Raw genomic sequence first — 18,700 nt, 5'->3', positions numbered from 1 at the left:
AGAGACTTGAACCCCCCGTAACGGGGGGTTCTACCTTTTCAAGGGTGACCGGGAAGGACATCACCGGACGCCGGTGGAGCATCGGAGAACTGGCGCGGGCCAGCGGGACGACCGTGCGCGCGCTGTACCACTACGACGAGATCGGCCTGCTGTCGGCGAGCGAACGCACCGCCTCAGGGCACCGCCGCTACACCGAGGACGACCTGCGGCGGCTGTACCGGGTTCGGGCCCTGCGCTCGCTCGGCCTGTCGCTCGACGAGATCGCGGTCGTGCTCGCGGACCCGGCGGACGACCTGGCGACGATGCGCGGGCTGCTGTCCGCGCAGCTCCGCGGCCTTGACGAGCAGGCCGAGCGGATCGACCGGCTCAAGCTGCGGCTGCGCGACCTGCTGGGGCGGCTCGACGGCGGCACGATGCCCGACCCGGGGCGGTTCATGACGACCCTGGAGATGATCTCTGTGTTCGAAACCCACTTCACCCCGGAACAGCGCGAACAGCTCGCCGAGCGCAGGGCCGTACTCGGCGCCGACGTCGTCGAGGAGGCCAGGACCCGCTGGGCCGGCCTGGTCGAGGAACTCCTCGGTCACGTGCGGGCCGACACCCCCGTGGACGACCCCCGGGTCCGGGAACTCCTCGCCCGCTGGGACGAACTGGGCGCCGCCTTCCACCCCGGTGGCGGGACGACCGGCGACACCCAGGAGGCGGCCCGGCGGATGTGGCGGGACAACGGCGCCGAACTCAGCCGGAACCTCCCCTGGCCCGCCGACCTGATGGCCGCCCTCGTCCCCTACCTGGAGCGCGTCAGGAACGCGGCTGAGGGCTGACGAGGCTCTCCTTCGCCCAGAGGGCCAGCAGCCGCAGCGCGGTCTCCGAGCCGGACCCCTCCTCGACCGTGTGGGCGATCAGCGCCTGGTCGGGGTCGTCGGGCAGCCGGAGCGTCTCGTATCCGAGCTCCAGCTCACCGACCACCGGGTGCCGGTAGACGTACCGGCCGTGGGTCTTGTCGCGGACGCCGTGCTCACTCCAGAGTTCCCTGAACTCGGGGCTGGCGGCCGACAACTCGTCCACCAGCACCGCCGTCTCCGGATCGTCGGGATAACGCGCGATGTCGAGCCTGAGGAAGGCGGTCACGTCCGCGGCCTTGCCGTACCAGTCGGCGTAGAGGCCGCGCGTCCCCTCGTCCAGGAACACCAGCCGGGCCAGGTTCCGCCGCCGCGGCGGCAGCGCGCCGAAGTCGGTGATCAACGCCGCCGCGAGCGGGTTCCAGGCCAGGACGTCGGTGTTGCGTCCCACGACGTACGCCGGGACCCCGGACGCCAGGTCGAGCAGCCTGCGCAGTCCCGGCCTGACCCGCTGCGGCTCGGGGGCGTTCTCCCGCCGGTCGGCCTCCGACCAGGGGCGGGCGAGCCGGTACAGGTGGTCGCGTTCGGCCGCGTCCAGCCGCAGCGCGCGGGCGACCGCGTCCAGGACCGCCTCGGAGAAGTGCAGGGTACGGCCCTGCTCAAGCCGTACGTAGTGGTCCACGCTCACCCCGGCGAGCATGGCCAGTTCCTCCCGGCGCAGCCCCGGGACACGTCTGTTGCCGCCGTAGGCGGGCAGCCCGAGTTCCTCGGGCCGCAGCCTGGCGCGACGGGATCTTAGGAATTCGCCCAGTTCCACACGTCTGTCCAGTGCCATGAATCCAGTATCCCCGCCCTCTGGAACTCCAGCCTGGTCACGCCGTGCCCAGGCACGGGCCGCCACTGGGTAAGCCGTGGAAAGACCAGGAAAGTGGTGGACATCAACCCGGTAACCCCGAAAGGCACCGACATGACCACCGTTCCCCTTGGCAGCACCGGCATGAACGTCAGCCGTCTCGGCTTCGGCTCCTGGGCCGTCTCCGGCCCCGGCTGGCACTTCGGCTGGGGCGCCACCGACGACGCCGAGTCGATCGCCGCCATCCGGCGCGCGGTCACCTCCGGCGTCAACTGGATCGACACCGCCGCCGTTTACGGCCTCGGCCACTCCGAGGAGCTGGTCGGCAGGGCCGTTGCGGGCCTGCCCGAGGCCGACCGGCCCTACCTGTTCACCAAGGTCGGCCTGGTCTGGGACCCGGACAACCCGCTGGCCGCGCCGCGCCGGATCATGAAGCCCGCCAGTGTGCGCCGCGAGGTCGAGGACTCACTCAGGCGGCTCGGGGTCGAGCACATCGACCTGTACCAGGTGCACTGGCCGGACACCGGCGAGTCGCTGGAGTTCGCCGGTGACGGTAGTGGCGCCGTCTCGCCGAACGCCACACCGCTTCAGGAGTACTGGCAGGTCATGGCCGACCTCAAGGCCGAGGGCAAGGTCCGGGCGATCGGCCTGTCCAACCACTCCCCCGAACAGCTCCAGGCGGCCGAGGAGATCGCCCACGTCGACGTCGTCCAGCCGCCGTTCTCGGCGATCAACCGTTCGGCGGCGGCGGAGGTCGCCTGGGCCAACGCCCACGGCACCGGCGTGATCGTCTACTCCCCGCTCCAGTCGGGGCTGCTCACCGGCACCTTCTCCGCCGGACGCGTCGCCTCCCTGCCCGCCGACGACTGGCGTCGCGCCAGCCGCGACTTCACCACGGGCCTGCCCGCCAACCTCCGGCTCGCCGACGCCCTGCGTCCCGTCGCCGCGCGGCACGGCGTGACGGTCGCCGAGGTGGCCATCGCCTGGACGCTGGCCTGGCCGGGCATCACCGGCGCCATCGTCGGAGCCCGTACGGCCGCGCAGGTCGACGGGTGGATCGCGGCGGACGCGGTGCGCCTCACCCCGGCCGACCTTGAGGAGATCGCCGTCGCGATCACCACCTCGGGCGCGGGCGTCGGCCCGGCCCGGCCGTGAAGCCCTTTCCGAGAACCAAGGAGGAGTGCTGACATGTCCCTGACCGTCATCGCCGAACTCCTGGCCAGGCCCGGCCAGGAGGACCGGCTCCGTACCGCCCTCGAAGCGATGATCGAACCGTCCCTGGACGAACCCGGCTGCCTGGCCTACCGGCCGTACGTCGACCCCAACGAGCCCGCCCGGATGGTCGTCGTCGAGGAGTGGACCGGCCCCGAGGCCCTGACCGAGCACTTCGCCACCCCGCACTTCCAGCACGTGCGGCAGGTCCTCGACCTGATCCTCGCCGCCCCGATGACCGTCGGCACCTTCACCCCCACGAAGTTCGACGGGTGACCGAGAACCGTGCGCGAATGCGGGATAGTTTCGCGCACAGTGCGGGATGGTTTCCCGCATTCGCTCATCCGAGGGTCAGACGGCGCGTTCGCCCCGGTGCCAGACCGCCGAGACGAGGGGGACGCCGGGGCGGTAGGCCAGGTGAACGTGGGAGGGGGCGTCGAGCAGGACGAGGTCCGCGCGGGCGCCGGGGCCGAGGTGGCCCACGTCCGTACGGCGCAGCGCCCGCGCCCCGCCCATCGTCGCCGCCCACACGGCCTCGTCCGGGGTCATCCCCATCTCCCGCACCGCGACGGCCACGCAGAACGGCATGCTCGTGGTGAAACTCGACCCCGGGTTGCAGTCGGTGGACAGCGCGACCGTCGCCCCCGCCTCCAGCAGGCGCCGGGCGTCCGGGTAGGCGGCCCTGGTGGAGAACTCGGCGCCGGGCAGCAGCGTGGCGACCGTGTTCCCCGAGGCCAGGGCGTCGACGTCGGCGTCGTCGAGGTGAGTGCAGTGGTCGGCGGAGGCGGCGCCGAGCTCGACGGCGAGCCGTACGCCGGGGCCGTGACCGAGCTGGTTGGCGTGGACCCGGGGGGTGAGCCCGCGCTTGGCGCCCGCTTCGAGGATCGCCCGCGCCTGGTCGCCGTCGAAGGCGCCGCGCTCGCAGAAGACGTCGACCCAGCGGGCGTACGGCGCGCACCGGTCGAGCATCGGCCCGGTGACGAGGTCCACGTAGGCGTCGGCGTCGGTGTCGGCCGGGACCACGTGGGCGCCGAGATAGGTCACCTCGTCGGTGTGCTCACCCGCGATCCGCAGCGAACGGGCCTCGTCCTCGACGGTGAGCCCGTAGCCGGACTTGCACTCGATGACCGTGGTCCCCTGGCGCAGCGCCTCGGCGACCAGCCTGGCGACGTTGGCCGACAGTTCGACGTCGCTCGCCGCCCTGGTCGCCGCGACCGTCGTGCGGATCCCCCCGGCCGTGTACGGCGTGCCCGACATGCGGGCGTCGAACTCGGCCGTGCGGTCCCCGGCGAAGACCAGGTGGGCGTGGGAGTCGACGAAGCCGGGGATCGCGGCCCTGCCCCCGGCGTCGTGGACCTCGTCGGCCGCCGGAGCCGAGGAGGCGGGGCCCACCCACGCGACCGTGGGCCCGTCGAGGACGACGGCGGCGTCCTCGACCACGCCGAGCGGCCCCTGCCCCAGCGAAGGATCGTTGGTGACGAGACGGGACAGACCGGTGACGAGCAGGCTCACGGTACCTCCGGACGTGCGGAAAGACAGGCGGAACAGGGACTCACCACGGCACGGCGTGAATGGGTACAGGGACCGGTCCCGGCGCTCACCACGGCATGGTGTGGGACGGGCCAGGGACCGGCCCCTGCGTTCATGATGCCGCCGTCGTGCCGGGTGACACGGCTCCGACGCGGCGAGGAGACCACGGCGCACCTCGGCTCATGTCTCCGGTGCGACGGGGAGACCATGACGTCACGACGCCCAGAGGCGGCCGACGGCCCGGCGCAGGGCGGCGGGGACGTCGGGGACGAGCCGGTGGGCGCCGTGACGTACGACCAGCCTGCCGCCGACCACGACGTCCCGCACGTCGGCGGCCGTCGCGGCGAAGACGGCGGTCTCCGGGCGGGGCCGTGGGGTGGCCGTGCGGACCGAGTCGAGGGAGACCGTCACCAGGTCGGCGACGGCGCCGACCTCGATGCGGCCCGCCTCCGGCCAGCCGAGTGAGGCGTGTCCGTCGCCGGTGGCGGCGCGCAGCAGTTCGTCGGCGCTCCAGTGCCCCCTGCGGCGGGTGCGCAGCCGTTCGTCCAGCTCCATGCCGCGTGCCTCCTCGAACAGGTCGATGACGGCGTGGCTGTCGCTGCCCAGGGTGAGCCGCGACCCGGCGAGCTGGAGGTCCTTGGCCGGTCCGATGCCGTCGGCGAGGTCCCGTTCGGTCGTCGGGCACATGCAGACGGTCGTGGCGCTGCCGCCGAGCAGGGCGACGTCATCGCCGGTCAGGTGGGTGGCGTGTACGGCCGTCGCCCGGGGACCGAGCACGCCGTGGTCGGCCAGCAGCCTGGTCGGCGTGACGCCGTACGCCTCGACGCAGCCCTCGTTCTCGGCGGGCTGCTCGGACAGGTGCGCGTGGATCGGCGCCAGCCTGCCCTCGGCCCAGGCCGCGACGACGGCGAGCTGGTCGGCGGGGACGGCCCGCACGGAGTGCACGGCGGCGCCCGCGACGGCGTGCGGGTGCTTGTCCAGCGCGACGGCCAACGCCTCGGCGCGTTCCGCCCAGGCGTGGGCCGTACCGTCGCTGAAGCGGGCCTGCGTCGCGTCGGGCGGCGCCCCGAACCCGGACGACAGGTAACAGGTGTCGAGCAGCGTGATCCGGATGCCCGCCCGTGCCGCCGCCTCGACCAGCGCCTCACCCATGACGTTCGGGTCGGCGTACGGCGTGCCGCCCGGCGCGTGGTGCAGGTAGTGGAACTCCCCGACGCAGGTGATCCCGGCCAGGGCCATCTCGGCGTAGACGGCCGTGGCGAGGTCGAGGTAGGTGTCGGGGTCGAGGGCCGCGGCGGCGCGGTACATCGTCTCCCGCCAGGTCCAGAAGGTGCCGCCGCCGACCTGGGTCTCGCCGCGCAGCGCCCGGTGGAAGGCGTGCGAGTGGGCGTTGGCCAGTCCGGGCAGCACCAGCCCGTCGAGGACCACGGCGTCGCCGGGCTCGCCGCCCGGCCGCAGCGCCGTGATCCGGCCGTCGGTCACCTCGATGAGCAGCCCGGACTCAAGGGGGTCGGAACCCCCGGACCCGGATACCCCAGCCCCAGGGGTTCCGGGACCGGGGGCTCCTGCCTGTGCCCCTCCCGTCCAGGCGTGTCGTGCCCAGAACCTGCCGTTCACAGCAGGTCCTGAAGAACGTCGGTCAGGGCGCTCACCCCGGCCAGACAGTCGGTCTCCTCGGCGTGCTCGTGCGGGGAGTGCGAGACCCCGGTCGGGTTGCGCACGAAGAGCATCGCGGTCGGTACGGCGGAGGCGAGGATGCCCGCGTCGTGCCCGGCGCCGGTCGGCAGCACCGGGACCCCGCCCAGGACCCGGGCCAGCCGGTCCCGCAGCGGGACGTCGAAGTCGACGACCGGCGTGTAGGACTCCCGGGTGACCTCGGCCCCCTCGGCGGCCTCGGTGATGGCCTTGACCAGCGCGTCCAGCGTCGCCGAGTCGGCGGCCCGCGAGTCGAGCCAGGCCGTCACCAGGGAGGCGATGGCGTTGGTCCCGTTGGGTTCGACGCGCACCTTGCCGAAGGTCGCCAGCGCCCCGGCCTCCCGCGCCAGCTCCCTGGCCGAAAGCACGGCCGCCGCGTAGGCGAGCATGGGGTCGTGACGGTCGACGAGCCGGGTGGTCCCGGCGTGGTTGGCCTCGCCGGGGAAGTCGAACCGCCAGCGGCCGTGCGGCCAGATGGCGGAGGCGACGCCGACGGCGTGCGGGGTGTCCGCGAGGTACCTGCCCTGTTCGACGTGGAGTTCGACGAACGCCCCGATCCGCGACAGCCGCTCGTCGTCGCGGCCGATCGCCTCCGGGTCCCGGCCCGCGCGCTCCATCGCGTCGGCCAGCCGTACGCCGTCGCCGTCACGCAGATCCCTGGCGTGGCCGGGGTCCAGGACACCGGCCATCAGCCGGGACCCGACGCAGGCGACGCCGAACCTGGCGCCCTCCTCGTCGCCGAAGTTCACGACGGCCAGCGGCCTTGACGGGGTGACGCCCCGCTCGCGCAGCGCGTCGAGGGCGGCGAAGGAGGACACGACGCCGAGCGGGCCGTCGTAGGCGCCGCCGTCCGGCACCGAGTCCAGGTGCGAGCCGACGACGACGGCGTCCCCGGCGGCCGGGTCGCCCAGCCAGGCCCACTGGTTGCCGTTGCGGTCGATCTCGTAGCCCAGGCCCCTGGCCTCGGCCTGCTCGGCGAACCAGGCGCGGCACTCGGCGTCGGCGGAGGTCCAGGCGTGGCGCCGGTAGCCGCCGCTGCCCGCGTGCCGGCCGACGGGCAGCAGCTCCCGCCACATCCGGCGGAAGCCCTCCCCCGCCGCGCCCGCCTTCTCGTATGCGTCGCTCACGCGTCGCCCTCGCGCATCGGGACGCGCACGTCGCGCTCCTCGGCGACCTCGTTGGCCCGGTCGTATCCGGCGTCCACGTGCCTGATGACGCCCATGCCGGGGTCGTTGGTCAGCACCCGGCGGATCTTCTCCCCGGCCAGGGCCGTACCGTCGGCGACGGTGACCTGGCCCGCGTGGATGGAACGGCCGATGCCGACGCCGCCGCCGTGGTGGATGGAGACCCACGACGCGCCGGAGGCGACGTTCACCATGGCGTTGAGCAGCGGCCAGTCCGCGATGGCGTCCGACCCGTCGAGCATCGCCTCGGTCTCCCGGTACGGCGAGGCCACCGAGCCGCAGTCGAGGTGGTCACGGCCGATCGCGACGGGGGCGGACAGCTCGCCGGAGGCGACCATGTCGTTGAAGCGCTCACCGGCCCGGTCGCGCTCGCCGTACCCGAGCCAGCAGATGCGCGCGGGCAGACCCTGGAAGTGGACGCGTTCCCCGGCCATCTTGATCCAGCGGGCCAGGGACTCGTTCTCGGGGAACAGGTCGAGGATGGCCCGGTCGGTCCTGGCGATGTCGGCGGGGTCGCCGGACAGCGCGGCCCAGCGGAAGGGGCCCTTGCCCTCGCAGAACAGCGGCCTGATGTAGGCGGGCACGAAGCCGGGGAAGTCGAAGGCGCGCGCGTAGCCCGCGAGCTTGGCCTCGCCGCGGATCGAGTTGCCGTAGTCGAAGACCTCGGCTCCGGCGTCCTGGAAGCCGACCATCGCCTCGACGTGCCTGGCCATGGACTCGCGGGCGCGCTGGGTGAAGCCCTCCGGGTCCTTGGCGGCCTCGTCGGCCATGTCCTCGAAGGCGACGCCGATCGGCAGGTAGGCCAGCGGGTCGTGCGCGGAGGTCTGGTCGGTGACGACGTCGATCTCGGCGCCCCTGGCGAGCAGCTCCGGTACGGCCTGCGCGGCGTTGGCCTCGACGCCGATGGACAGCGGCCTGCGGGCGTCGCGCGCCTCGTAGGCCAGGCGCAGGGCCTCGTCGAGGTTGTCGGCCTTGACGTCGAGGTAGCGGTGCTCGATGCGCCGGTCGATGCTGCGCGGGTCGCAGTCGATGCAGATGACGACGCCGCCGTTCATCGTGACGGCCAGCGGCTGGGCGCCGCCCATGCCGCCGAGTCCGGCGGTGAGGGTGATCGTCCCGGCGAGGGAGCCGCCGAACCGCTTGGCGGCGACGGCGCTGAAGGTCTCGTAGGTGCCCTGGAGGATGCCCTGGGTGCCGATGTAGATCCACGATCCGGCGGTCATCTGCCCGTACATGGTCAGGCCGAGCTGTTCGAGGCGCCGGAACTCGGGCCAGGTCGCCCAGTCGCCGACCAGGTTGGAGTTGGCGATCAGGACACGCGGCGCCCACTCGTGGGTCGTCATGACCCCGACGGGACGGCCGGACTGCACGAGCAGGGTCTCGTCGCCCTTCAGCGTGCTCAGGGTGCGGGTGATGGCGTCGTAGGAGCGCCAGTCACGCGCCGCCTTGCCGGTGCCGCCGTACACGACGAGCTTGTCGGGATGCTCGGCAACCTCGGGGTCGAGGTTGTTCATGAGCATCCGTAGCGCGGCCTCCTGCTGCCAGCCGCGCGTGTTCAGCTCCGTCCCACGCGGAGCCCTGATCGGACCTCGGCCGTTCTGCTCAGCCACGCTTCCGCCCTCCAGCACGTCGGCCGTCAGCCGACATGTTCAAATAGATGTATTCACTTGTATCCCGCTTGAATAGTTTCAGTCAACAGGCTAGTCCGTGAAGATCTCCCTGGCCGCGGCTGACACCTCGAACGCCTCAAGCCGTCCCTCGGCCCCCGGGATCTCATCGCACATCGCCTCAAGAAGGACTCTGCCCAGCATCATGGGGCCGCAGGCCGTGTCGAAGACCAGACTCGTGCCGACCTCGGCGGCCAGCACCACGTCCGACAGCGCCGCGGCGGGCGCGAAGGCGCTGTCGGCGACCGTCACCACGCTCAGCCCGGCGTCCCTGGCGACGGTGAGCGCCTCGGTCAGCTCCGCCGGATAGCGGGGCAGCGCGAAGCACAACAGCGCGGTCGCCCCCGCCGCCGCGGCCCGCTCGATCCGGTCGGCCAGCATGGACCCGCCCTCGTCGAGCAACCGCACGTCCGGGTGGACCTTGGCCGCGAAGTAGGAGAACCCCGCGGCCTGCGCGGCGGCGGCCCGCAGCCCGAGGACCGGCAGCGGCCGGGAGACCGACAGCAGCCGCGCGGCGGCGACGACCGGCTTGGGATCGGCCAGCGTCCCGGCCAGCCGCCGCAGGTGGGCGATCTCCGCCAGTACGGCCCGCTGCAACTCGTTCGGCGCCTCCTCCTCGGCACCCTCCCCAGCCTCGTCCTGGACGACCGTCTCCGGGGAGCCCAGCTCACGCAGCTGCCTGCGCAGCGCGGGGTAGCCGTCGAACCCGAGGGCCATCGCGAAGCGGGTCACCGACGGCTGACTGACCCCGGCCAGCTCGGCCACCTCCACGCTGGACAGGAAGGCCGCCTCCCCGGCGTGCTGCACCAGGCAGTGCGCGATCCTGCGCTGCGCGGGGGTCAGCCGGTGCCCCTCGAACAGCCGCAGCATGCGGGGTCCGGCGTCGTCGTGACTCATACTTCTCCTCGGTCGGGGGCGTCGGTCGGGGCCCAGCGCGGCCGTGACTCAGAACCCGGGTCTGGAGTGGGGCCGGGCTTCAGACTTGGGCATGGAATATATTCATTCATCATGCCTCCTGCATGGCTACATGCAGAACGGTGGAGGCTCCCTAAAGGGCTATTCGGTCACCGCCCGGTCGGCCGTCCGCCGGAGACCAGTGACAGCCGTCACCGTCGTTTGCCCGCCTTCCGTGCCAGGCCCGGGCCCTCAACGCATGATCATGCGCGGAAGCGGACATGACCCGCGCGAAAAGTGCCATGAACCGCCAGGCTGGGGCTACCGGTTGCCGGAATATGACCCCGGGGCATAAGAAAAGCGGATAACCTCCGCAGAAAATGGATCTGCTGGACGGAGAACACGGTGGCATCGTCGAAGCCGGAGAGGCCCAGGCTCGACACCACGACCCCGAACATGGGGCGGGTCGCTGACTACTTCCTGGGTGGCAAGGACAACTTCGCCGCCGACCGGGAAGCGGCCAAAGCGGCGATGGCCATCACCCCCGAACTGCCCGTGCTCTGGCGTGAGGGGCGGCGCTTCCTCGGCCGGGCCGTACGCTTCCTCGCCCAGGAGGCCGGGATCCGGCAGTTCATCGACGTCGGCTGCGGCCTGCCGACCCAGGGCAACGTGCACGAGATCGCCCACGCGGTGGCCCCGGACGCCCGGGTCGTCTACGTCGACAACGACCCCATGGTCGTGGTCCACGGCCAGGCCCTGCTGCAGGACGACCGGCTGACCGTGGTCGTCGAGGCCGACCTCCGCGATCCCGAGGCGCTGCTCGCCGACCCCGGCCTCACCAAGATGATCAACCCCGAGGAGCCGGTCGCGATCCTGCTGTTCGGCGTGCTCCAGGACATCCAGGACGACTCCCAGGTCGACCAGATCATCGACTACCTCCGCAAGACCATCTCGCCGGGCAGCTACCTGGCCATCTCCCACCCGGTCGGCGACCTGCGCCCCGAGGCAACCGCCAAGCTCGCCGCCTTCTACCAGAACGAGGGCGCCGTCACCGGCCCCCACAGGAAGGGCCTGCGCAGCAAGGCCGAGATCGAACGCTACTTCGACGGCCTCGCCCTGGTGGACCCCGGAGTCGTCTACATCCCCGAATGGCGCCCAGAGGACGACCTGATCCACCGCCCCGACTCAATCTGGGTAGTCGGCGGCATCGGCCACAAGGAATAGCGCCTCCCCCTCAACAGGGCTCTCCTCACGCCTGGCCGTATAACGGCCCCGACCCTGAGGCCGTGGCAACTCCAACCGACATCGCCTCCAGCCTGTCCTTGCTCCGCTGGACCACGGCGATGCCGACCTCAAACAAGCGACACATCACGGTCGCCCCTCGATCTGCCATCGCGCACGACCGTCGCCGCCACACCCGCCCCGAAAACCATCCCCGCGTGCGCGGGGAGCACTCCACTCGGGCCGTGTACCGGTAGGGGTAGCCCGGACCATCCCCGCGTGTGCGGGGAGCACCTCCTGACATCCTGCTGGCAAATCGGCCTGATCTTGAGCCGTGCGGGCTCTGAGCCGGGCGGCGGGCTCTCCGCGAGTGACCGTGCCTGTCCACTGCTGATCGCCCTCAGTGGCCCGGCGATGTCCTTCGACCTGCCGATCTGTGAGCACGGACTTACTTTCCACCTCAACCTTCTCCTCATCACCGGCGGTTCTGAGACCAAGGTCCCGGACGGCTTGACGAGCCGTGCCATCTTGTAGCACCAGGTAGCACATTCCTATAGGGATGAAGAGTGAACACTCCTCAGCCCGACCCCTCCCATCAGACCTCCCAGCGTGACCTGCGCAACCGGTCAGCCGAGATCATGGATGGGCTGGAACGAGGGGAACGGTACGCCGTCACCCGTAACGGCCACCACATCGGCGACCTCGTTCCCATCCGCCGCCGACGCCGAGCCGTCTCACGAGCGGAGTTCGCCGCCGTGTCTCGCGGCACGCCATGGCTGGACGACCGGAAATACCGCGAGGACATGGACCGCCACGTCAACGACGAGTTTTACGACCCCTACGACCGCGCTTACGGCAGAGGCGCGGTCACGGAGAACGAGGAATGACCCACGCCCAGGGGTTGCTCGGCACCAACACCCTTATCCTGCGCGCCGGCATCGACCCCAACGAGATGCTGATCAGCGCCATCACCACCGCGGAGCTGTTCAGTCGGCGTGCTGGTGGCCACCGGACCGCAGGAGCTCGCCCAGCGGATGAAGATCCTGCAGACCGTCGAGGCAGAGTTCGATCCACTTCCCTTCGACAACGCCGCCGCCCGTGAGTACGGCCAACTGTGGACGGCCGTCGTCGCCTCAGGACGTAAACCCCGCCCCCGGACAGCGGACCTGATGATCGCCTGCATGGCCATCGCAAACCAGCTGCCCCTCTACACCTGCAACCCCAAAGATTTCAAAGGCCTGGACCACCTGCTCTCCGCGATGCCGGTCACTCGGCCGCGCTGGGACAGCGGATGAGCGCAAGGCAGTCGAAACTCCCGGTGATCGGCTAGTGTCATGCGCCTGAAATTCGCCGCGTAAGTTCCTATGCTGATTTGTATGTCGCATCCGGGTCCATCGGCGGTGAAGATTCATCTGAGCGAGGCTGAGCGTGCTCGGCTGATCGGTATGTCGGCGGAGCCGTCGAGGCTGGCGATCCGGGCGAAGATCGTGCTGGCGTGTGCCGAACCAGGGGCCAGTAACGCGCAGGTGGCACGGGACCTGGGAACGGCGCTGGCTACGGTACGCAAGTGGCGGGCGGCCTTTGCCCATGACGGGATCGACGGGCTCCTCGACCAGGTGCGTCCAGGACGGCCGAAGTCGGAGTTGTCTGTGACCGACCAGGAACGGGCCACACTGCAGCGATGGGCACGGCGGGCCACATCGTCGCAGGTCCTGGCGATGCGGTCGAAGATCGTACTGGAGTGCGCGGACGGCAAGGACAACCAGCGGATCGCGGCTGAGCTGCGGGTGCATCCCGACACGGTGTCGAAGTGGCGGACCCGGTTCATTCAGCTGCGACTGGACGGGCTCATCGACGAACAGCGGCCGGGCCGACCGCCGTCGATCACCCTGGAGCGGGTCGAACAGGTGGTGGTGGCGACGCTGGAGGAGACGCCCAGGGGCGCCACGCACTGGTCGCGGGCCTCGATGGCCGAGCGCAGCGGGCTGAGTAGATCGACGATCGGACGGATCTGGCGGGATTTCGGGCTCAAGCCTCATCGGGCCGATACCTTCAAGCTGTCGAGTGATCCGTTGTTCGTGGAGAAGGTCGTCGACGTCGTAGGGCTGTACCACAATCCGCCAGAGCGGGCGGTGGTGTTGTGTGTGGATGAGAAGTCGCAGATCCAGGCGCTGGATCGCTCCCAGCCGGTGCTGCCGATGATGCCGGGCATGCCTGAGCGGCGCACCCATGACTATGTGCGCAACGGGATCACCAGCCTGTTCGCCGCGTTCAATGTCGAAGACGGCACCGTCATCGGGGAACTGCACCGCCAGCACCGTGCCACCGAGTTCAAGAAGTTCCTGATCACCATCGACAAGAGCGTCCCTGTCGAGCTGGACGTCCATCTGATCTGCGACAACTACGGCACGCACAAGACCCCGGCGATCAAGGCGTGGCTGGCCCGGCACCCTCGGTTCCACATGCATTTCACCCCGACCGGATCCTCGTGGATCAACCAGGTCGAGCGGTGGTTCGGCCATCTGACCGAGCAGTTGATCCGGCGAGGAGTCCACAAGAGCGTCCAGAGCCTGGAGAAGGACATCCGCACCTGGATGGATCAGTGGAACGAGGATCCCAAGCCGTTCGTGTGGACCAAGAGCGCTGAAGAGATCCTCGAATCCCTGGCTAAATATTGCCGACGAATTTCAGGCGCATGACACTAGATGCGTGCCATACGGACCTTGAAGTGCCCGTAGAACGACCGAAGCCCAGACTGGGGAACCATCCCCGGCCTGGGCTTTTCGTTGGGCGGAGCCTAGGAGATTCGAACTCCTGACCTCCTGCTTGCAAACGGGGGCCGGTCACAACGTAGAGGGCTCCTCGCCCTGGTCACGCGACAGATGCCGTCCGGAGACGTGTGATCATGTGAGGCGGTGTTGCTGTATCCGGCTGCTGTACACAGCACTCCGGCCAGCGGCCCGCCCCACCATCCGATGGCAAGAGGACCTGGGCCACAGGGCCACCGGGCCGAGGAATGGAAACCCGCGGCGGCGTAGAGCACCCGCGTCAGGAAAGCCGGGGCCGAGTGACCGGCTCGTCCAGTGAGGGGTGCACGGGCGCCCCACACAGCCTGTATCCCTTACAAGATCATCTCATGCATGTCCTGCATTACGGTGGTTGTTCTCCGGCAAGATCACCGACTACCCGTGCTAAATGATCTCCCCCATCCACATGCGTCGACCAAGGTCGTCGAGTTCCATGCGGTGCTCCTTATATTCAGGCAGTGCTTGCCCTAACAGTCGCCAAAAGTAAGCATCATGTCCGGGAATTCGCGCATGGGCGAGCTCGTGGGCGATCACATAGTCAACCAGGTGCATCGGAAGCTGGAAGAGAGGCCAGCCGAGGCTCATTCGGCCTGGTCCTCGCCCCTCTTCCACTGAGCGGTACGTTCCCCAGCGGCTGCCTAGGTCACGTATATCCACCGCTGGCTCCGGCACGGACATCCGGGCTGCCCAGGGTTGAAGTCGTCCCATCACCCAAGCATGACCGGTCCGGCAGTACCAATCGACCAGCGCCACCCGGCCACGTGCCGTATCTTCGGCCAGTTTGTGACTCATGGTCAGACGTCCGGCTACTAACCGAACCCTGTCATTCCTTGACTCGTTCCCCACGATGGCGAGCCGGTACGTTCGGCCGAGATAACGGAAGACCTCCCCCTCTATGAGATGTTTGGCTGGATTCAACGGTCGAGCCTGCTCCCGCAGCGCACGTCTGCTCACTAACCAGGTCCGGTGGGCACGTACAAAATCCTCAGCGTCCGATGCCGAGTGTCCTTGCGGAGCGTGCAGTGTGAGAGCGGCGTCCGCCTCCACCGTTAGCGCGAAGCGCCTGCGTCGGGCGCTGATGCGCACTCGCAGCGCCAATCCGTCGATGGTGAGGAGGCCATCGTTCCTCAGCGCCTGCGGGGTGTGGTTCTCGGCCGATACGCTCACCCGCCCTATTCTCCCTGAGCCCTCCGCAGGAACTGTGAACGGTTGTCGTTGGCATACGCCGCGAGGCTCTCCGCGATAGCCCTCAAGGGAGCCCAGTCCACACCCGCAGGTCGGAGGCCTCCGCGGAGCAACTGGCTGTGAACTGCGTTCGACAGCTCGCTGAGGTCCTGGCTCTGACCTTGATAGGCGACACTGCCCATGACTCGTGCGGCCGTGTCGCACACCATATCGACTAGCTTCCGTAGGTCTGTTTTCCCACGAACGATTCCTGGATTCCCCTCCAGCTTCCCCTCGACGAGCCGGTACAACCGCTGCTCCAGCACGCTGAGCCCCGCCAGAGCGGGGCTCTCCTCGTCCTCCCTACGGGCCTGCTCGATGAGCGGCCCCAACTCCTCGACCTGCTCTTCGAAACGTTCGGGAAGATTTTTCAAGATTTCCTCCAGACGCTGCGAGAGCCGGATGTACTTCTCCGGATCCTCTCGTCTGACCCGTTCCTCCAGGTGGAAGCGGAGCGCGTGCCCCATCTCGGCCGCGGCTTCACGCGCCGGGATGTCCCTGACCATGTCGTCGAAGGAGTCCGAGGCGAGCGAGACTGGCGGGATGACCTGTTCGATCTGTGGACCTTCCAGGTGGGCAGCGATCATGGATCGGACCTTCCGTCCGTAGCGGCGCAGGGTGAAGGTGCCGCCCTCCGCGTCCCGGTAGAGCCGTCGAATACGCTTCTGCAGCATCCCCCAACGTCGGGCGTCGGGCACGTACTCCAGGGCGTGTTCGTGGGGCAGCACACGTTCCAGCGCGTTGAGGAACGCGTGCAGCACTTCGTCGAAGGCGAAGCGGTCCTGCTCATCCTCAAAGGCCAGGGCCGCTTTCCGTAGTCCGGCGAAGCCAGTGAGATCCTCGTCAGTGATCCCTCGACGGCGCAGGAGGCCGCGGACCGCTTCGGCCGCCGGGTGGAGATTCCCGATCTCCTCGGACAGATCGCGCATGGTGTCGTCGACATCGGTCCGCCGGTAAGCACCGAGCGCGTCGGCGAGGTGCTCCAGAACACCGTAGTAGTCGACGACATAGCCGACCTGCTTGCCCGGCATCGGCCGGTTGACCCGCGCGACGGCCTGGAGCAGCTCCGCGTCGCGGATCGGCCGATCCAGGTAGAGCACCTGCTCACGAGGGGCATCGAAGCCGGTGAGCAGCATCGACTTCACGAGGAGGAAGGCGATGGGACTGTCGGGGTGGACCGGGTCGGCTCCGGGCGCGGCTTCCGGTCGTCCGGTCGCCTGACTCTGGGACCAGGGATTGGCGCCCGCGCTGCTGTACGACGTCTCTTGCGGCGGCGGGTTGAAGGGGAGGGCGGCCGTCCAGGCTTGGTCCGGCGGCAACTGGGGAAACGGCTGGTGGAAACGGTCGATGTATGCCTTCTGCCGTTCCGCGTCGGTCCAATGCAGCCACTGGCGGTACTTGCGCTCCGCTCCTGGGGATATCACCGGTACGAAGTCAACACGACGCAGTAGCGCGCGGTACCGGTAGGCCATGTGGAGATAGCGTGTCCTGCCGTCCATCTCTTCCACCGGACCGCTCACCGACTCCGGATCAAACATGGCCAGCTCAGCCAGAAGGGCGTCCCGCGCCCGCCGCAAGGCGTGGTGATACTCGACGGCCGCTTTCCTGCTAACCACCGCGACCTGGGCCTTGAACCCCTCTGGCAGCACCCAGCTCACCCAGTGCTCCAGCATGTCCTCGGCCTTGGCCTCGATCATCGGCACCGACTCGGCGACGTCACGCTCGGTGGGCCAGCGCTTCAGCAGGGCTCTGCGTTCGCCGTCCGTGCGCTCGCGGACCAGGTCGTCGAAGTTTCTATCAAGACCGTCCTTGTCGAAGACCTTTCCCTCGCCGGTACGGCCCTCGTAGCGGATGCGCACGACGACGCCGTCACGCTCGGCCTCGCTCATCCGGTACTCATCGAGGAAGCCCCCGCCGGGGCCGCCGCTGAAGATCCTCCGGGTGTCCTCCGTCCGCCCGGTCATAATCGGTGTGCCGGTGAAGCCGATCTTCGCCGCGTTGGGGACGGCCTTGCGCAGGGCGGCGTGCAGCACGCTGGTGTGTGAGCGGTGTGCCTCGTCGACCAGGACCAGGATCGCGGAAGAGGTGTTGCACTCCGGGAAGTTCGGCTCCGGGGGGATCTTCTCGGCCTTCCCCTCTCGTCTGGCCTGTTCGGCGACCTCGTACTCCTTCGCCAGGTCGCGGTCGTCCCCGTCCTCGGTGGCCTCCGCGGCGAACGCGAGTCCGCTTCCGTACTTCTGGATCATCGCGAAGACGACCCGCCTGCCGCCGTCCCGGAGCAGCCCTTCCAGCTGGGCGCGGGTCTTGGCGGTCTGGACGTCGGACTCGCTCAGCATCAGGGTCCCGGAGAGCTGGTCCTGGAGCTGAGTACGGTCGGTGACGACCACGACCATGAACTCGCTGAGCTCGTGGTGCAGGTGGATGCGGCGCACCAGAAAGGTCATGGTGAGGCTCTTGCCAGAGCCCTGTGTGTGCCAGATGACTCCGCCGCGCTCGTCGGCGTCCCGCGGCCCGCTGCGGACCCGTCCGGTCCGCAGCCTCCGCACGGCCTCCTCCGCAGCCCGATACTGCTGGTGTCGAGTGACGATCTTGATGGTCCGGGTCCCACCGGATTCGTTCTCGACGGGGAACGGGATAACGTAGTGCCTTACAACATTAAGCAGGATGGCGGGGCGCAACACGACCCCGACCAGTTTGTGCCGCTCGTTCAACGGGCCGATTTTGTCCGGTGTCTCTGCTTCGAGCGTCTCCCGGCGTTCCGGCTTCACACTCCGCCACGGGTGGAAGTGATCGGGTGTGGAGGTGACCGTGCCAAGGTGCGCGGTCTCCGCGGTGGCCGCGACCAGCAGCTGGACGGTGCGGAAAAGCTCCGGGACTCCGCCGGGCTCCGAGCCGCTTCCAGCGTCTTCCTCGTCGGGGAGTGGATTCCCCGAGTAGTACCGTAGATCACGTACGGCCTGGTAAAGAGGGTCGGCGAGGTCGGAACTCTTGCACTCGACTGCGGTAAGGGGGATGCCGTTGACGAAGAGGACGAGATCGAGGACCGACACCTCCCCCGAGCGGTTTCGCACCCGGAGCTGGTCGACCACGGTGAAGTCGTTGAGCTCGACACGGTCCTCGTGCCACTCGATGTACTGCACGGTCGCGGAGGGGCCGCCATGCGCCGCGGACGGGCCCGTCAGGATGAACCCGCTGAGAAGCAGGTCGGTCGCGTCGAAGTTGGCCTGCACGACGCCGTGGCCGAGGGAGACGGAGGACAGTTGCTCAACGGACCGCGCCACGTCGGTGTCGTCCATCCACGATCCGCGGCCGGTCGCCTTGAGGTTGATCCGGCGCAGGGCGCCCTTCAGCTTCTCGACCAGGAGCGGAGTGTCGGCATCGAGTGTCCCGGCCTCCGTGCCGGGAAGGTGTGTCCAACCCATTGCTTCAAGCTGAGCGATGATGGGCCGCTCGACCTCGTCCCGCTCCACCTGCACCGCCACGTCGCCACACCCTCCGGCTCTCGCCCGCCGTTCCAGTGATCCATTCTGCGCGCCGCAGTGGCGTAAGGGTGAGGGTTCTCCCGAAATAG

General features: G+C 69.3%; 15 protein-coding genes. 7 read left to right on the top strand and 8 right to left on the bottom strand.

Annotation, left to right across the window (positions count from 1 at the left end; translation table 11 throughout):
* The first annotated feature begins 44 nt into the window (after positions 1-44).
* Entirely contained in the window at positions 45-824 is a 780-nt protein-coding gene (locus ACIBVQ_RS29635; protein ID WP_399181466.1) for a MerR family transcriptional regulator, read from the top strand.
* Here the strand turns inward: ACIBVQ_RS29635 and ACIBVQ_RS29630 are convergent.
* The gene (locus ACIBVQ_RS29630; RefSeq protein ID WP_352013976.1) at positions 802-1,677 is read right to left on the bottom strand and encodes a helix-turn-helix transcriptional regulator; all 876 of its coding nucleotides are present in this window, start codon (positions 1,675-1,677) and stop codon (positions 802-804) included. The two genes, ACIBVQ_RS29635 and ACIBVQ_RS29630, sit on opposite strands and share 23 nt — an antisense overlap.
* A gap of 132 nt (positions 1,678-1,809) precedes the next feature.
* Here ACIBVQ_RS29630 and ACIBVQ_RS29625 point away from each other — a divergent pair, with 132 nt between their 5' ends.
* Positions 1,810-2,850, top strand: coding sequence for an aldo/keto reductase (locus ACIBVQ_RS29625; protein ID WP_399181464.1), 1,041 nt, complete (start codon positions 1,810-1,812; stop codon positions 2,848-2,850).
* Positions 2,851-2,883: 33 nt separating this feature from the next.
* Positions 2,884-3,183 carry a putative quinol monooxygenase gene (locus tag ACIBVQ_RS29620; protein WP_362911261.1) on the top strand — a complete coding sequence of 100 codons (300 nt, stop codon included), beginning with the start codon at positions 2,884-2,886 and terminating at the stop codon, positions 3,181-3,183.
* A gap of 75 nt (positions 3,184-3,258) precedes the next feature.
* Here the strand turns inward: ACIBVQ_RS29620 and hutI are convergent, their stop codons facing one another.
* The 5 genes from hutI to ACIBVQ_RS29595 all read right to left on the bottom strand — a co-directional run bounded on the left by hutI (position 3,259) and on the right by ACIBVQ_RS29595 (position 9,880).
* On the bottom strand, positions 3,259-4,419 hold the full coding sequence (hutI, locus tag ACIBVQ_RS29615; protein ID WP_399181460.1) for an imidazolonepropionase: 1,161 nt from the start codon (positions 4,417-4,419) through the stop codon (positions 3,259-3,261).
* 231 nt (positions 4,420-4,650) lie between these two features.
* Complete coding sequence (locus tag ACIBVQ_RS29610) at positions 4,651-5,919, bottom strand: formimidoylglutamate deiminase (RefSeq protein ID WP_399181457.1); 1,269 nt, start codon at positions 5,917-5,919, stop codon at positions 4,651-4,653.
* Positions 5,920-6,050: 131 nt separating this feature from the next.
* The gene (locus tag ACIBVQ_RS29605; protein WP_399181521.1) at positions 6,051-7,208 is read right to left on the bottom strand and encodes an allantoate amidohydrolase; all 1,158 of its coding nucleotides are present in this window, start codon (positions 7,206-7,208) and stop codon (positions 6,051-6,053) included.
* Between the two features lie 47 nt (positions 7,209-7,255).
* Positions 7,256-8,926 (bottom strand): urocanate hydratase, encoded by a 1,671-nt coding sequence (hutU, locus tag ACIBVQ_RS29600; protein ID WP_352013982.1) that lies wholly within the window; start codon positions 8,924-8,926, stop codon positions 7,256-7,258.
* 90 nt (positions 8,927-9,016) lie between these two features.
* Positions 9,017-9,880, bottom strand: a complete 864-nt coding sequence (locus ACIBVQ_RS29595) for a MurR/RpiR family transcriptional regulator (RefSeq protein WP_352013983.1) — start codon at positions 9,878-9,880, stop codon at positions 9,017-9,019.
* A 402-nt stretch (positions 9,881-10,282) separates the two neighbouring features.
* Here ACIBVQ_RS29595 and ACIBVQ_RS29590 point away from each other — a divergent pair, with 402 nt between their 5' ends.
* From ACIBVQ_RS29590 to ACIBVQ_RS29575, 4 genes are all read left to right on the top strand, one after another.
* Positions 10,283-11,101, top strand: coding sequence for an SAM-dependent methyltransferase (locus tag ACIBVQ_RS29590; protein ID WP_352013984.1), 819 nt, complete (start codon positions 10,283-10,285; stop codon positions 11,099-11,101).
* 563 nt (positions 11,102-11,664) lie between these two features.
* Positions 11,665-11,985 carry a type II toxin-antitoxin system Phd/YefM family antitoxin gene (locus ACIBVQ_RS29585; RefSeq protein ID WP_399181454.1) on the top strand — a complete coding sequence of 107 codons (321 nt, stop codon included), beginning with the start codon at positions 11,665-11,667 and terminating at the stop codon, positions 11,983-11,985.
* A gap of 114 nt (positions 11,986-12,099) precedes the next feature.
* Positions 12,100-12,393 carry a type II toxin-antitoxin system VapC family toxin gene (locus tag ACIBVQ_RS29580; RefSeq protein ID WP_399181452.1) on the top strand — a complete coding sequence of 98 codons (294 nt, stop codon included), beginning with the start codon at positions 12,100-12,102 and terminating at the stop codon, positions 12,391-12,393.
* 81 nt (positions 12,394-12,474) lie between these two features.
* A complete protein-coding gene (locus ACIBVQ_RS29575) occupies positions 12,475-13,797 on the top strand; it encodes an IS630 family transposase (RefSeq protein ID WP_399181450.1) in 1,323 nt (440 codons plus the stop codon).
* Positions 13,798-14,289: 492 nt separating this feature from the next.
* Here the strand turns inward: ACIBVQ_RS29575 and ACIBVQ_RS29570 are convergent, their stop codons facing one another.
* Both ACIBVQ_RS29570 and ACIBVQ_RS29565 read right to left on the bottom strand, forming a co-directional pair.
* Entirely contained in the window at positions 14,290-14,991 is a 702-nt protein-coding gene (locus ACIBVQ_RS29570; protein ID WP_399181519.1) for a M48 family metallopeptidase, read from the bottom strand.
* Between the two features lie 86 nt (positions 14,992-15,077).
* Positions 15,078-18,611 (bottom strand): type I restriction endonuclease subunit R, encoded by a 3,534-nt coding sequence (locus tag ACIBVQ_RS29565; RefSeq protein ID WP_399181448.1) that lies wholly within the window; start codon positions 18,609-18,611, stop codon positions 15,078-15,080.
* Between the last annotated feature and the right edge of the window lie 89 nt (positions 18,612-18,700).

This window comes from Streptosporangium sp. NPDC049376, assembly GCF_044466505.1.
GTDB lineage: Bacteria > Actinomycetota > Actinomycetes > Streptosporangiales > Streptosporangiaceae > Streptosporangium.
The sequence above is the reverse complement of the archived record's forward strand: the minus strand, read 5'-3'. Positions and strand labels throughout refer to the sequence as shown.

What these genes read in the sequence shown, in the direction of transcription:
- ACIBVQ_RS29575 (WP_399181450.1), top strand. Translation starts at nt 12,475, where the DNA reads ATGTCGCATCCGGGTCCATCGGCGGTGAAGATTCATCTGAGCGAGGCT.
- ACIBVQ_RS29605 (WP_399181521.1), bottom strand. Translation starts at nt 7,208, where the DNA reads ATGTGGCGGGAGCTGCTGCCCGTCGGCCGGCACGCGGGCAGCGGCGGC.
- ACIBVQ_RS29620 (WP_362911261.1), top strand. Translation starts at nt 2,884, where the DNA reads ATGTCCCTGACCGTCATCGCCGAACTCCTGGCCAGGCCCGGCCAGGAG.
- ACIBVQ_RS29595 (WP_352013983.1), bottom strand. Translation starts at nt 9,880, where the DNA reads ATGAGTCACGACGACGCCGGACCCCGCATGCTGCGGCTGTTCGAGGGG.
- ACIBVQ_RS29625 (WP_399181464.1), top strand. Translation starts at nt 1,810, where the DNA reads ATGACCACCGTTCCCCTTGGCAGCACCGGCATGAACGTCAGCCGTCTC.
- ACIBVQ_RS29630 (WP_352013976.1), bottom strand. Translation starts at nt 1,677, where the DNA reads ATGGCACTGGACAGACGTGTGGAACTGGGCGAATTCCTAAGATCCCGT.